The sequence below is a fragment of the Achromobacter sp. UBA5777 genome (assembly GCF_002418565.1).
GTDB classification, from domain to species: Bacteria; Pseudomonadota; Gammaproteobacteria; order Burkholderiales; family Burkholderiaceae_B; genus Achromobacter; species Achromobacter animicus.
This window is the reverse complement of sequence record NZ_DIEJ01000238.1, coordinates 76,958-90,337: the sequence shown is the minus strand read 5'-3', so window position 1 is coordinate 90,337 and position 13,380 is coordinate 76,958. Positions and strand designations below refer to the sequence as shown.

General features: G+C 63.8%; 12 protein-coding genes. 8 read left to right on the top strand and 4 right to left on the bottom strand.

Annotated elements, in window-relative coordinates; genetic code table 11:
• From B3446_RS19940 to B3446_RS19905, 8 genes are all read left to right on the top strand, one after another.
• On the top strand, positions 1-1,145 hold a 1,145-nt coding region (locus B3446_RS19940), incomplete at its 5' end, for a DUF3426 domain-containing protein (protein WP_409558263.1).
• A gap of 12 nt (positions 1,146-1,157) precedes the next feature.
• Positions 1,158-2,099, top strand: coding sequence for a carbohydrate kinase family protein (locus B3446_RS19935; RefSeq protein WP_175126238.1), 942 nt, complete (start codon positions 1,158-1,160; stop codon positions 2,097-2,099).
• A gap of 205 nt (positions 2,100-2,304) precedes the next feature.
• Positions 2,305-2,808 carry a glycine zipper 2TM domain-containing protein gene (locus tag B3446_RS19930; protein WP_279974948.1) on the top strand — a complete coding sequence of 168 codons (504 nt, stop codon included), beginning with the start codon at positions 2,305-2,307 and terminating at the stop codon, positions 2,806-2,808.
• A gap of 328 nt (positions 2,809-3,136) precedes the next feature.
• Positions 3,137-3,376: an acyl carrier protein gene (locus B3446_RS19925; RefSeq protein WP_008159625.1), complete on the top strand. Its 240-nt coding sequence runs from the start codon at positions 3,137-3,139 to the stop codon at positions 3,374-3,376.
• Positions 3,354-4,541, top strand: a complete 1,188-nt coding sequence (locus B3446_RS19920) for a D-alanyl-lipoteichoic acid biosynthesis protein DltD (protein ID WP_175126236.1) — start codon at positions 3,354-3,356, stop codon at positions 4,539-4,541. The genes B3446_RS19925 and B3446_RS19920 overlap by 23 nt, the downstream gene beginning before the upstream one ends.
• Entirely contained in the window at positions 4,538-4,711 is a 174-nt protein-coding gene (locus tag B3446_RS19915; protein ID WP_191578213.1) for a hypothetical protein, read from the top strand. Before B3446_RS19920 ends, B3446_RS19915 begins: the two co-directional genes overlap by 4 nt.
• 7 nt (positions 4,712-4,718) lie before the next feature.
• Positions 4,719-5,846, top strand: a complete 1,128-nt coding sequence (locus tag B3446_RS19910) for an MBOAT family O-acyltransferase (RefSeq protein WP_175126234.1) — start codon at positions 4,719-4,721, stop codon at positions 5,844-5,846.
• A 16-nt stretch (positions 5,847-5,862) separates the two neighbouring features.
• Entirely contained in the window at positions 5,863-7,311 is a 1,449-nt protein-coding gene (locus B3446_RS19905) for a D-alanine--poly(phosphoribitol) ligase (RefSeq protein WP_291384344.1), read from the top strand.
• 76 nt (positions 7,312-7,387) lie between these two features.
• On the opposite strand, the gene B3446_RS19900 is transcribed toward B3446_RS19905, so the two are convergent.
• From B3446_RS19900 to B3446_RS19885, 4 genes are all read right to left on the bottom strand, one after another.
• On the bottom strand, positions 7,388-7,948 hold the full coding sequence (locus B3446_RS19900) for a YggT family protein (protein WP_056566878.1): 561 nt from the start codon (positions 7,946-7,948) through the stop codon (positions 7,388-7,390).
• Between the two features lie 190 nt (positions 7,949-8,138).
• A complete protein-coding gene (locus B3446_RS19895) occupies positions 8,139-8,870 on the bottom strand; it encodes a histone H1-like DNA-binding protein (RefSeq protein WP_286939723.1) in 732 nt (243 codons plus the stop codon).
• 350 nt (positions 8,871-9,220) lie between these two features.
• Positions 9,221-10,420 (bottom strand): ribonucleotide-diphosphate reductase subunit beta, encoded by a 1,200-nt coding sequence (locus B3446_RS19890; protein ID WP_191578209.1) that lies wholly within the window; start codon positions 10,418-10,420, stop codon positions 9,221-9,223.
• A 20-nt stretch (positions 10,421-10,440) separates the two neighbouring features.
• On the bottom strand, positions 10,441-13,371 hold the full coding sequence (locus tag B3446_RS19885) for a ribonucleoside-diphosphate reductase subunit alpha (RefSeq protein WP_191578208.1): 2,931 nt from the start codon (positions 13,369-13,371) through the stop codon (positions 10,441-10,443).
• Positions 13,372-13,380: the final 9 nt, after the last annotated feature.

The window sequence follows — 13,380 nt, the reverse complement described above, 5'->3', positions numbered from 1 at the left end:
CGCCCGCCATCGTGCCGCCGCGCGCAACGCCTGCCGCACCGGTTGAGCCGCGTTTGGTTCTGCCTTGGGAGGACGAGCCCGAGGCGCCGCCCGCGCCTTCGATTCCGCCGGCGCCTTCGATTCCGCCCGCCGTGCTGCGCGGCCGCGACGACATCCGCAAGCGCGCCGAGCCGGAAGCGGCCATGCCGGATGACCACGCCGAAGACGACGACTACCTCGACGATGACGGCGAACCATTCCTGCGCGAGCCGGAGCCGCCCCGCACCGCGCCCGCGCCTCGGGCCCCCGTGTTTCGCAACGAACCCATCGTCGCCAGCCGGTCCGGCGAGCCAACGTTTGACCAGCGCGCAGGGCAGCCGCGCAGCGACGTGCGCAGTGATCCGCGCCCTGATGTGCGCCCTGATGTGCGCCACGACCCGCGCCAAGGCCCCCGCCAAGATCCTCGCCACGACATCACCGACGATTTTCGCGACCAGCATCGCGACGATGTCCGCGACATCGAGCGCGACGACGAATACGAGGACGAAGACGACCTCGATCGCGCCGCCCACGAACCGGTGCTGGGTGACACGCGCACGCGTTATTCCAGCGCCACCGATGTGGGCCGTGCGCCGCCCGAGTTCCTGGACCAGGACCGGATCGAGCGCAGCGGTCTGGTGCGCAAGCTGTGGACCTACGCCTGCCTTATCGGCCTGATCGTGCTTGGCTTGCAACTGCTCTACGCATACCGCACGGACATCGCCAATTCCGTGCCGGCGCTGCGCCCGGTCCTGGAGGCCGCCTGCAAGCCGCTCGATTGCACGGTCGGCTACGCGCGCCGCCGCGATCTCATCAGCATCTCGTCGTCGTCGTTGCAGCCGCCCACGGGCGCCGCCGCCATCGACGACGGCCGCACCCGTCTGGTGCTGACCGTGATGCTGCACAACCGCTACGACAAGCCGCAGCATTGGCCGGCGCTGGTGCTTGAACTGAACGACCTGTCCGACACGGTGGTCGTGCGCAAGGTGCTGATGCCCGAGAATTACCTCACGCCCGAGCAGTTGAAGGGACCGTTCGGTCCCCAGGGTGCATTGAAGATTTCAGTCCCCATTGAAGTGACCGGCGTTCAGGTCAATGGCTACCAACTCGACAAGTTTTTCCCGTAAAGGATGACAAGCATGGCAACTCCTGTTCTGGTCTGCGGTTCGATGGCATTCGACACCATCGCGGTGTTTGAAGGCCGCTTCAAGGAGCACATTCTTGCCGACCGCATCCAGTCGCTGAGCGTGTCGTTCCTGGTGCCGAGCATGCGCAAGGAATTTGGCGGCTGCTCGGGCAACATCGCCTACAACATGAACCTGCTGGGGGGCGCGCCGGTGCCGGTGGCCACCATCGGCGAAGACGCCGGCGAATACATGCAGCGGCTGTCGGGCCTGGGCATCGACGTCAGCCGCGTCAAGGTCATTCCCGACACGTTCACCGCACAGTGCTTCATCACGACCGACCTGGACGACAACCAGATCACCGCCTTCCACCCGGGCGCCATGTCGTTTGCCGCGCAAAACGACCTGAGCGACGCCGACGCCGCCTGGGCCATCGTTGCGCCGGACGCGAAGGAAGGCATGTTTGCCCACGCCGAACGCCTGCACAAGCGCGGGATCCCCTTCATCTTCGACCTGGGCCAGGCCATGCCGCTGTTTGACGGCGCAGACCTCGAGCGCATGCTCAAGCTGGCGCAGGCCCTCACGGTCAACGACTACGAAGCCGGCGTGGTCGAGCAACGCACCGGCCGCAGCGTCGCGGACATTGCGCGCACGCTGCAGGCCGTGGTCGTGACGCGTGGCGCCGAAGGCGCGACCCTGCACACCGAAGGCAAGACCATCCAGATCGAACCCGTGCGCGCCTCGCAGGTGGTGGATCCCACCGGCTGCGGCGATGCGCAGCGCGGTGGTCTGCTGTACGGCCTGACCAGCGGCTGGAGCTGGGAAGACAGCTGCCGCCTGGGCAATGTCATGGGCGCCATCAAGATCGCGTCGCGCGGCCCGCAGAACCATGTGCCGACGCGTGCCGAAATCGACGCCGTGCTGCACGCCACGTACGGCATCCATCTGCCCGCCTGATCGGCCAGGACTTCCCGGGAACCGACACCCCGTACACAGGTCGAACGTCAGCGCATATTCAATGGCAACGGGCTGTAGCCCGTTGTTTCGCGCCTGAGTTTGCAGCTTCTGGCGGAGCGTTTCAGTCTGTTGCGGGTGCGCTTGCCGGGCGTTGCGGGCGGAGTATTATCAGTCACCGTCGGTCGTGCCCGAATGAGGAGTCCAAATGAATCATATAAAGTCTTTTTCCCTGGTGACGCCGCGTGCCGGCCGTTGGCTGGCTGTCGCGGCAGTGGTGACATCGATGGCAGTACTTGGCGGTTGCGCAAACCCCAGCGCCTCCAGCGGCGTATACAGCTACGATCAAGCGCAGCGCGAACAGATCGTCCGTAACGGAACGGTCACCGGCGTGCGTCCGATCGTCATCCAGAACGACAAGTCCAGCGGCGTCGGCATGGTGGCCGGCGGTGCGTTGGGCGGCGTGGCCGGCAACGCGATCGGTGGCGGCACGGGCCGCACCATCGCCACTGTCGGCGGCGTCATCCTTGGTGCGCTGGCCGGCAATGCCGTCGAAAACCGCGCACAGAAGAATTCCGGCCTGGAAATCACGGTGCGCCTGGATAACGGCGAGACCCGTGTGGTCGCCCAGGAAGCCGACGTGCCCATCAGCGTGGGCCAGCGCGTTCAGGTGATCAGTGGCGCCGGTCCGACCCGCGTCACGCCGATGTAATCGGCCCAGCCGCATCAAAAAAGCCCGCGCAAGCGGGCTTTTTTTGTCGCTCGGCCGCAACGCAGCCCCCCGGGATTTACCCGCGAACGTTACCTTTCCGAGCCTTTTCTCGCCATTTACTCCATAAGTTTCATGGCGATTCGACGGCCGAAGTGCAATGATTGCGACGTCGCGGCAGTCCGGATTTAATGTAACCACGTGCTTCCGGAAGCCCCGCTTGCTGGCTGGAATTTTTCAGTTTGGTTTCAGCTATTTTCTGTATCCTCGTCGCCTGAATCCCGGGGCGGGGGATGGTTTGCCGAACAGGCAACGTTACGCTGCAATACCTATGCATACCGAGCAAGAACTCCACACCAAGATCGGCGAGATCGTCGAGTCGATCGTCATGAAGAAAGTCACCCCCGACACGCAACTGATTGCCACCGGCTTGGTCGATTCGCTCGCCGCCGTGGACATCACGCTGGCGGTCGAGTCCGAGTACGGCTGCAGCATCCCGGCTCCCGAAATCGCAGAGCACCTTCAGTCGGTCCGCGTGCTTGCCGGCTATGTCGCTGCCCATACTTCGTAATACCCGGTTCCTGTCGCACGTCGCGGCGGCTGCGACGGCGGTGGCGTTGGCGGTAGGGGCGTATTGCGGGGCGGACGATCTGCTCAGCCGCGTCGTCAATCCGTCGTCATCGCCCTCGGCCATCGCGGCCGACAAGAGCAACTACCTGCCCAATCTGGGGCCAGATTGGGGCACGCAGCACGTCAACCTGAATCGTCTGGGCAATGCACTCAGCGACGGCACGCTGGTGGTGCTGGGCTCTTCCGAGCTGTCCAGCCACGACCTGCGCTTCGTTCCCTACCGCTTCTTCCCCGAAGAGCTCAAGGTGCCGACGCTCGCGTACGGCCATGCGATGTTCCAGTCGTATGGCATCGTCAGCGTGCTGGAATCGGTATCTGATTCGCTCACGCCCAACACGCGCCTGGTCATCATGCTGTCGCCGGCCTGGTTCGCCTCGGGCGGGCAGTTGCCGCGCAGCGCGTTTGCCGAGCACGTCACGGGGCCGGTCTGGGACCGGTTGTGGGACCAGCCCAGTACGCGCGAGCAGATGCAGAACTGGATCAGCGACAACGCGAACTGGGGGTTGCTGTGGCTCATCGCCAATGGTCAGGTGTCCGAGCTGAAGGATAAGCTGGCGCTTTGGTGGCATGCGCGCCAGGAACCGGCGCCCGACAAGCCGCGCACCAAGCTGTCCGTGCCCGCGCACCGCTACGTGTCCTGGCCGATGTCCGCCCGCTTGAATGCCGGGCAGTGGTCGCGGATCACGCACGAGGCGCGCGTCGTCGAACACAACCTGGGCGGCAACAACCCCTACGATGTGCGCGACGACTACTACCAGCAGTACCTCGCGCCGCTGTACTCGCCCGCGCGCAATGAATTCGCGGACGTCGATCCCATCACCCGCACCGAGCTGGGCGACCTCTCACGTGTGATGGCGCTGCTGCAAAAGCGCAAGGTCAAGGCGTACTTCGTCATCCAGCCCTTCAATCCCAAGCTGATCCTGGACGTCGAACGGTTCGATCCCGTGGTGGCCGCCATCACCGGCATGTGCACGCGTTATCAGATGGGGTGCCTGGATCTTTACAGCATTCCTTTCGAGCCGGGCATGCTGCGCGATGACATGCACCTGGCCGAACTTGGCTGGGCCATGGCCGATCAAGGCATTGCGGAGTACTTTTCCCGATGAAATTCTTTCGTAAAGACGAAGCCCGCAATGCGGGCGTGGCCTGGGCGCGCCGCTTCTTCTGGCACCTGTGCCTGTACGTGGGCGTGATCCTCGTGTTCGTGCTGCAGGCGCAGCCCACGACGGGCAGCGGCGGACCGATCAAGGTCGAATTCCAATACCAGCAGTTCTGAGCGCACCATGGAACTCTTCGCAAGCTTGAGCTTCTTCGGCGGCGCCCTGTTCGGCGGCCTCGGCCTGGTCGCCTACCGGTCGTCCGGCATGCCCCTGCGCATCGGCTATCGCCACATCATCGGCGTCATCTGCCTGGGCGTCTGGATGGCGGTGTTCTGGGCACGGCCGTACCAACCCATTGCGCTCTTCGCCATCTCCGGCGCCGCGCTGTGGGCCATGCGCCGCAACTATATCCCGACCTGGCTGGCGGTGATCATCACGATGACGCCGTTGCTGCTGGTCAAGACCGGCGTATCGCATCTGGGCGCCATGCTCGGGTTGTCCTTCGCCACCTTCCGCGCCATCGACGTGCTGCTGTTCGCGCCCCGCAACGAGCGCGTCTCGCCGCTGGATTACTTCATCTACCTGTTCTTCCCGCTGACGCTGCTGGCCGGTCCCATGTACCGCTGGCGCGCCTTCCAGGCCGATCTGAAGCGCGGCTATGAAGGCGTCAACCTGAACACCTGGCTGACCGGGCTGGAACTCATCATGGTGGGCGTGATCCAGAAGTTTGGCCTCGCCGAGCTCATCTGGCGTTACGGGCTGGCCACGCTGGACGCTCACGACTATTCGTTCACGGGCGTGGCGCTGAATGCCTCGCTCTACAGCGCCTACCTGTTCTTCGACTTTGCCGGCTACTCGACCATGGCGATCGGGATCGGCATGCTGTTCGGTTTCACGCTGCCGATCAACTTCCGCAATCCGCTGGCCACGCTGAACCCGCAGGATTTCTGGCGGCGCTGGCACATCAGCCTGTCCGAATGGCTGCGCGACGTCGTGTTCATGCCGATCTACAAGGCGTTGAGCAAGACCAGCTTCTTCGGCCGCCATCGCCTTGCGGCGCAGAACATCGGCATCTTCGCGACGCTGCTGGCGATGGGTGTGTGGAACGGCCTGTCGCTGCATTACATCGTCAGCGGCCTGATGTTTGGCGCGTACTCGGTGGGCCACAACCTGCTGATTAACGCCGCGCGCACGCGGCCCGGTCTGCAGGCGCTGCTGGCCAAGCCCGTCATGCGCTTTCTGGGGCGCGTGCTCACTCTGATTCTGGCCGCGCTGGCGCTGTACGTGTTCAGCGGCCGCAGTCCCATCTGACGCCGGGAGCTTCGGCATGCGTTTCGACTTGAAGTCCTTCCAGTTCGCCGACGACGAACGCACGCCCGACGCGCTGGCCGTCGCCGCCGCCGACCGCAGCCTGACCTGGGCGCAGTTGCGCACCGAGGCCGAGGCCTGGGCCGACGCCGCCCGCCAGCACGGCGTGGCGCCCGACGTGCCGGTGGCCATCTACGGTCACAAGGAAGCCGCGTTCTTCGTCGCCATGGTCGGCGCGCTGCTCATCGGCGCGCCGTTCGTGCCGGTGGATACCATCTATCCTGCTGAGCGCCTGCGCCGCATCGTCGAGATCGTGCGCGCCGCCGCCGTCTTCGACGCCGCGGCCGGCACCTTCACGGCGGGCGAGGGCGAAGTGCTGCAAGAGCGTGGCCTAGCCTACGTGATGTTCACGTCGGGCAGCACGGGCGATCCGAAGGGCGTGCAGATCGGCCGCGAAAGCGTCGGCCTGCTCGGCGACTGGATGCTGGGCAGCTTTGGCCTGGGCGAGGCGCCCGTCTTCATGAACCAGGCGCCGTTCAGTTTCGACCTGTCGATGTACGAGGTCTTTGCCACGCTGGCGTCCGGCGGCAGCTGCGTGCTCAACGCGCGCGAACAGATCGCCGCGCCCGGCCCGTGGATGGAACGGCTGGCCGGCCACGGCATCACGGTATGGGTGTCCACGCCGTCGTTCGCCCATCAGCAATTGGCCAACCGCGACTTCTCGCCCGCCACGCTGCCGACCCTGCGCACGTTCCTCTTCTGCGGCGAGCCCCTGCCGGCGGCGCTGGCCAAGAAATTGCGTCAGCGCTTTCCCGACGCGTCTATCCTGAACACCTACGGTCCGACCGAAGCCACGGTGGCCACCACCTGGATCGAAGTTACCGACGCCGTGCTGGCGGCGCACGATCCGCTGCCGGTCGGGCATGCCAAGCCGGATAGCGTGCTGCTGGTGGACGAGGGCGAGATCTGCATCGTGGGCGACCACGTCATGCGCGGCTATCTGAACCGCGCCGACCTGAACGCGGCCAAGCTCTACACCTACGACGATGGCCGCCGCGCGTTCCGCACGGGCGACCTGGGTCTGATGGAGGAGGGCGGGTTGCTGTTCTGCCGCGGCCGGATGGACGATCAGATCAAGCTCAACGGCTACCGTATCGAGCTGGCGGAGATCGACGAGGCGCTGCATGGTCTGCCGGGCGTCGAGGGTAGCGCCTGCGCGGTGCTACGCCGACCCGATGGCACCGCGGTGCGGTTGATCGGCTTCGTGACGGGATTGGAGGGGGCGGTAAAGGAAGCGTCGCTACTTGCGCCGGAGGCGTTGTCTGGCTGGAAGGAGCGGCTGGCCGAGCGCCTGCCGCCGTACATGGTGCCCTCAGAGCTGGTTGCCTGCCCGGCGCTGCCCATGTCGAACAACCACAAGATCGATCGCAAGAAGCTGATCGAGATCTACAGCGCCATTCCGGTCTAGCGCAAGACGCCGCCGGCCGGATGGACCAGCGCCCCGCTGCTGGGGGCGCTGTGCAAAGCAATGGTGCGGCGGGCGATTACACGCCCATCATGCCGTAGCTCAGGCGAGCCAGGACCATCAAGAGGATCTGCGCGGCCACCAACAGGATCAGCGGCGAGAAGTCGATCGAGGTGCGCGGCAGGATGCGGCGGATGGGATCGAGCAACGGCGCGGTCAGCGACTGCAGCAGCGGCATCATGGGCGCCATCGGGTTGACCCACGACAGCACTGCCTGGATCAGCGTCAGCCAGACCACCAGGTTCAGCGCCCACTTTGCGGTCATGATGAGCGCCGAGCCCATGGCGGCGGGCAGCAGCGCGGCGGGAATCAGCGCGCCGATGGCCACCAGCCACAGCAGCACCAGATAGACCAGCGCCGACAGCCATGCGCACACGAGGCTGGTCCAGTCGATCTTGTTGCCCGCGGGAATGATCTTGCGCAGCGGCATCACGAGCCAGTTCGTGGCGCCGTAGATCGCGCGCGCCAGCGGGTTGAAGGGATGCAGCCGTATCGCGTGCATCCAGGCGCGGGCAATCAGTGCCGCGCCAAACAGCGTGAACACGATTTCGAGAAGGAAGCGGAAGATTTCACCGAGCATGGACGCGATCACCCCAAAAAAGAGGAGTCAATTGTCGCACGGCCAGACGTAAAAATTGCGTACGGTCCTAGTGCTTCAGGCCTAGTGCAAAGGGTCAGCCATTTGGATGGCATTGACGCGGGGACAACAAAAAAGCCGCCCGGTAAATACCAGGCGGCTCTGATGAAGCTAACGCTTCGGCGCGTCCGGATTAGGGACGGCCACCCGTCGGGAACGGCCACGACGCGGCGGGGTTCAGCGCGGTCTTCGCGCCCGGGGCAGCAGCCGTGGTCGGCGGCGTGGCGGGCTTCTTCGGAGCGGCCTTCTTCGCAGCGGGCTTCTTGGCGGCGGCGGGCTTCTTTGCGGCGACAGCCGGCTTGGAAGCAGGAGCCTTCTTGGCAGCGGGAGCCTTCTTGGCAGCCGGGGCCTTCTTGGCTACGGCCTTCTTGGCAACCGCTTTCTTGGCGGCCGGGGCCTTCTTGGCAGCAGCCTTCTTGGCTACGGCTTTCTTGGCGGCCGGGGCCTTCTTGGCGACAGCCTTCTTGGCAACAGCCTTCTTGGCGGCCGGGGCCTTCTTGGCTACAGCCTTCTTGGCAACCGCCTTCTTGGCGACAGCCTTCTTGGCTACGGCCTTCTTTGCGACGGCTTTCTTGGCAACTGCCTTCTTGGCAACGGCCTTCTTGGCGACAGCCTTCTTGGCGGCCGGAGCCTTCTTTGCTACGGCCTTCTTGGCGACTGCCTTCTTGGCAACGGCCTTCTTGGCGGCCGGCGCCTTCTTGGCGGCAACCTTCTTCACGGCCGGCTTCTTGGCGGCTGCGACTTTCTTCACTGCGACTTTCTTGACGGCAGCTTTCTTGGCCGGAGCGGCCTTCTTTGCTGCTGCCTTCTTGGCGGCGGGTTTTTTCACCGCTGCTTTCTTGACGGCTTTCTTGGCTGTTGCCATGGTCATGCTCCTTAGGTTCAGGGGTCCCAGAACTTAAACCCGTGCCCCGACCCGCCAATCGGCGGACCGTGCCCGGGCTATTCATCGGCGCATGCCGCTGTTCTGTGCGAGCAACAGCTACTACGGTTTGCGCTAATGAATTCGGCACAGCCATTTGATATGGCCCCCGCTCCTTTGGCGCGAGCCATTTCAAATGGCGCCGGCAGGCAGCCTGTCCACAGGCCGCCGACCGCTTGTTCTACGTGTTCGAAGACACCCTGACCAAGGAGATTGCCATCAAGCCTGTCGCGAACGCGACGCCCATCGAAGAGAAGAGGGCGTGCCCGCGCCGGGCTTGATGGCGTACTACGTTACTCCCAGCTCAGCGTGCCACCGGTTTGGTATTCGATCACGCGAGTTTCAAAAAAGTTGCGTTCCTTTTTAAGGTCGATCATTTCCGCCATCCACGGGAAGGGATTTTCTTCCTGGGGGTACAGAGGTTCGATACCGATCTGCTGGCAACGACGGTTGGCGATGAAGCGCAGGTAGGATTTGAACATGGGTGCGTTCAAGCCCAACACGCCGCGCGGCATCGTGTCTTCGGCGTAAGCGTATTCGAGTTCGACCGCTTTGCGGAAGAGTTCTCGGATTTCTTCGCGGAATTCCGGCGTCCAGAGATGCGGATTTTCCAGTTTGACGGTGTTGATCAGATCGATGCCGAAGTTGCAGTGCATGGATTCATCGCGAAGGATGTACATGTACTGCTCGGCAGCGCCGGTCATCTTGTTCTGGCGGCCAAGCGCCAGGATCTGCGTGAAGCCAACGTAGAAGAACAGGCCTTCCATGAGGCAAGCGAAAACGATCAGCGACTTCAGCAGCGTCTGGTCGGCTTCGGGCGTGCCCGTCTTGAAGTTGGGATCAGCGATCGCGTCGATGAACGGGATCAGGAACTCGTCTTTTGCCCGGATGGACGGCACTTCGTTATAAGCGTTGAAGATCTCGGCTTCGTCCAGATCCAGGCTTTCGACGATGTATTGATAGGCGTGCGTGTGGATGGCTTCCTCGAAGGCCTGGCGCAGCAGGAACTGGCGGCATTCGGGAGCCGTGATGTGGCGGTAGGTGCCCAGCACGATGTTGTTGGCGGCCAGCGAGTCGGCGGTCACGAAGAAGCCGAGGTTGCGCTTGACGATGCGGCGCTCGTCCTCGGTGAGCCCGTTCGGGTTCTTCCAGAGGGCGATGTCGCGCGACATGTTGATCTCTTGCGGCATCCAATGGTTGGCGCAAGTGGCCAGGTACTTTTCCCACGCCCACTTGTACTTGAAAGGCACAAGCTGGTTGACGTCGGTCTGGCCATTGATGATGCGCTTGTCGGCAACCTTCACGCGCTGCGAGGTGGCGGCGCCGCTGGTGGCCAGACCGGCCGCGTGTTCAGGCGCGGCGGGCGTGGGCATGGCGGTGTCGCCGAAAACACCGGTCGCCGCCCGGACTTCCGGGGCAGCCTGACCGCCCGCCGCGGGCGCGGCAGGTTGTGCAGGTTGCGTGGCGGTGGTGTCGTCGTCCCAATTAATCATGATTCATTCTCCGGAGGCGGTTATTGGCAGGCTTCGCACTCTTCGAAGCCGGGGTCGCCCGGCCGCATGGTGCAAACCGCCCCGAGAACTTCGGGTTCCGGCAAAACAGGTGCTGCGGCAACGGCGGAAGCAGTGGACGGATTACCCGCGCTGACGGCGTTAAGTTCGCCGCCGCGTCCGGTGGACTTCTCGGCGCTGGTGGCGCCAAGGGTACGCAGGTAGTACGTGGTCTTCAGGCCACGCGTCCATGCCAGCTTGTAGGTGTCGTCCAGCTTCTTGCCCGATGCGCCGGCCATGTAGATGTTCAGCGACTGGGCTTGATCGATCCACTTCTGACGGCGCGACGCGCATTCAACCAGCCAGCTCGGTTCGACTTCGAACGCGGTGGCGTAGAGTTCGCGGAGTTCGGAAGGAACGCGATCGATGCGGGACAGGCTGCCGTCGAAGTACTTGAGGTCGGCGACCATGACTTCGTCCCAGAGACCGAGTTTCTTCAGGTCACGCACGAGGTAATCGTTAACGACCGTGAACTCGCCGGAGAGATTCGATTTGACGTACAAGTTCTGGAAAGTGGGTTCGATGCACGCAGATACGCCAATGATATTGGAAATAGTGGCGGTTGGGGCGATTGCGATGCAATTGGAGTTGCGCATGCCGTGTTCTTTGATGCGCGTGCGCAACGTATCCCAATCGAGCGTGCTCGATTCATCAACCTCAACGTGACCACCACGTTCGTCACGCAGCATCTTCAACGTGTCTTGCGGCAAGATGCCACGCGACCACAGCGAGCCTTCATACGATTGATAGCGGCCGCGTTCTTCAGCGAGCAGGCTCGACGCGAAGTACGCGTGATAGCACACCGCTTCCATCGAACGGTCCGCGAATTCAACAGCGGCTTGCGATGCGTACGGCACGCGCATCATCTGCAGGCAATCCTGGAAGCCCATGATGCCCATGCCCACCGGACGATGGCGCGCGTTGGAATTGCGGGCCTTGTCGACGGCGTAGTAGTTGATGTCGATCACGTTGTCGAGCATGCGCATGGCGATGCTGACCGTGCGCTTGATCTTGTCGTGGTCCAGTTCGAAACCGCCGCCGGCAGCCGGCTTCATGTGTGCGACCAGGTTCACGGAACCCAGATTGCAAACCGCGATTTCGGATTCGTTGGTGTTCAGCGTGATCTCGGTGCACAGGTTCGAGCTGTGGACGACGCCCACGTGCTGCTGCGGCGAACGGATGTTGCACGGATCCTTGAACGTGATCCACGGGTGGCCGGTTTCGAACAGCATCGACAGCATCTTGCGCCACAGCGTCAGCGCCGGCATCTTCTTGAACAGCTTCAGTTCGCCGCTGGCGACGCGGGCTTCGTAGCCCACGTAGGCTTCTTCGAACGCGCGGCCGTACTTGTCGTGCAGGTCGGGGCAGTCGGACGGCGAGAACAGCGTCCACTCACCGCCTTCCATGACGCGCTTCATGAACAGGTCGGGAATCCAGTTCGCCGTGTTCATGTCGTGCGTGCGGCGGCGTTCGTCGCCGGTGTTCTTGCGCAGTTCCAGGAATTCTTCGATGTCCAGGTGCCACGACTCGAGGTACGTGCAGACTGCACCCTTGCGCTTGCCGCCCTGGTTCACGGCGACGGCCGTGTCGTTGACGACCTTCAGGAACGGCACGACGCCCTGGCTTTCGCCGTTGGTGCCCTTGATGTGGCTGCGCAGCGCGCGGACAGGAGTCCAGTCGTTGCCCAGGCCACCGGCGTACTTGGCCAGCAGCGCGTTTTCCTTGATGGCGTCGTAGATGCCTTCGAGGTCGTCGGAGACGGTGGTCAGGTAGCACGACGACAACTGCGAGTGCAGCGTGCCCGAGTTGAACAGCGTCGGCGTGGAGCTCATGAAGTCGAACGAGGACAGGATCTCGTAGAACTCGATGGCGCGCGTTTCGCGGTCGGTCTCGCGCAGCGCCAGGCCCATGGCCACGCGCATGAAGAAGACCTGCGGCAGTTCGATGCGGGTGCCGCGGATGTGCAGGAAGTAGCGGTCGTACAGGGTCTGCAGGCCGAGGTAGCCGAATTGCAGGTCGCGCTTGGCGTTCAGCGCCTTGCCCAGTTTCGTCAGATCATAGTTGGCCAGTTCGGGCGACAGCAGGCCGCCTTCGATGCCGCGGGCAATGAACGTGGGGAAGTATTCGGCGTAACGCGCGCCCATGCCGTCTTGCGAGACTTCCTCGCCCAGCACTTCCTTGCGGATCGTGTGCAGCAGCAGACGGGCGGTGACCTGGCTGTAGGCCGGATCCTTTTCGACCAGCGCGCGCGCGGACAGGATGGCGGACTTGAAGACTTCGTCGACGGGGATGCCGTCGTACAGGTTCTTGACCGTTTCCTTCAGGATGGCTTCGGCGTCGATGAATTCAGACAGGCCTTCGCCGGCGGCGACGATGGTCGCGCGCAGTTCGGCGACGTCCAGCGGACGGCGCACACCGCCGTCAGTGACGTTCAGCACGTGTTCCTGCGGCGCGGCGGCGGCCTTCTGCTGGCCTTCGGCGGCAGCAGCGGCGGCGCGTTCTTGCGTGCGCTTTTCACGGTACAGGACATAGGCGCGCGCGACGTCATGCTCGCCAGAGCGCATCAGCGCCAGTTCGACCTGGTCCTGGATGTCTTCAATATGGAAGGTGCCGCCGTTGGGGCGGTTGCGAACCAGCGCGTTGACGGCTTGGCCGGTCAGCGTTTCGACGAGTTCGCGCACACGGGCGGATGCGGCGCCTTGGCCGCCATTGACGGCCAGGAAGGCCTTGGTCATGGCGATGGCAATCTTGCTGGGCTCAAAGCCAACCACCGAGCCATTGCGGCGGATGATGTTGTAGCTGGCCCATTTGCCGTTGTTGGCGTCGGCGGGGGAGTCGGTTTGGGAGGGCGGCACGGCCGAAGGCCGGGTCACAGAGGCGATCGTAGTCTGCATGGAAGCTCC

What these genes read in the sequence shown, in the direction of transcription:
- B3446_RS19935 (WP_175126238.1), top strand. Translation starts at nt 1,158, where the DNA reads ATGGCAACTCCTGTTCTGGTCTGCGGTTCGATGGCATTCGACACCATC.
- B3446_RS19930 (WP_279974948.1), top strand. Translation starts at nt 2,305, where the DNA reads ATGAATCATATAAAGTCTTTTTCCCTGGTGACGCCGCGTGCCGGCCGT.
- B3446_RS19925 (WP_008159625.1), top strand. Translation starts at nt 3,137, where the DNA reads ATGCATACCGAGCAAGAACTCCACACCAAGATCGGCGAGATCGTCGAG.
- B3446_RS19920 (WP_175126236.1), top strand. Translation starts at nt 3,354, where the DNA reads ATGTCGCTGCCCATACTTCGTAATACCCGGTTCCTGTCGCACGTCGCG.
- B3446_RS19915 (WP_191578213.1), top strand. Translation starts at nt 4,538, where the DNA reads ATGAAATTCTTTCGTAAAGACGAAGCCCGCAATGCGGGCGTGGCCTGG.
- B3446_RS19910 (WP_175126234.1), top strand. Translation starts at nt 4,719, where the DNA reads ATGGAACTCTTCGCAAGCTTGAGCTTCTTCGGCGGCGCCCTGTTCGGC.
- B3446_RS19905 (WP_291384344.1), top strand. Translation starts at nt 5,863, where the DNA reads ATGCGTTTCGACTTGAAGTCCTTCCAGTTCGCCGACGACGAACGCACG.
- B3446_RS19900 (WP_056566878.1), bottom strand. Translation starts at nt 7,948, where the DNA reads ATGCTCGGTGAAATCTTCCGCTTCCTTCTCGAAATCGTGTTCACGCTG.
- B3446_RS19895 (WP_286939723.1), bottom strand. Translation starts at nt 8,870, where the DNA reads ATGGCAACAGCCAAGAAAGCCGTCAAGAAAGCAGCGGTGAAAAAACCC.
- B3446_RS19890 (WP_191578209.1), bottom strand. Translation starts at nt 10,420, where the DNA reads ATGATTAATTGGGACGACGACACCACCGCCACGCAACCTGCACAACCT.
- B3446_RS19885 (WP_191578208.1), bottom strand. Translation starts at nt 13,371, where the DNA reads ATGCAGACTACGATCGCCTCTGTGACCCGGCCTTCGGCCGTGCCGCCC.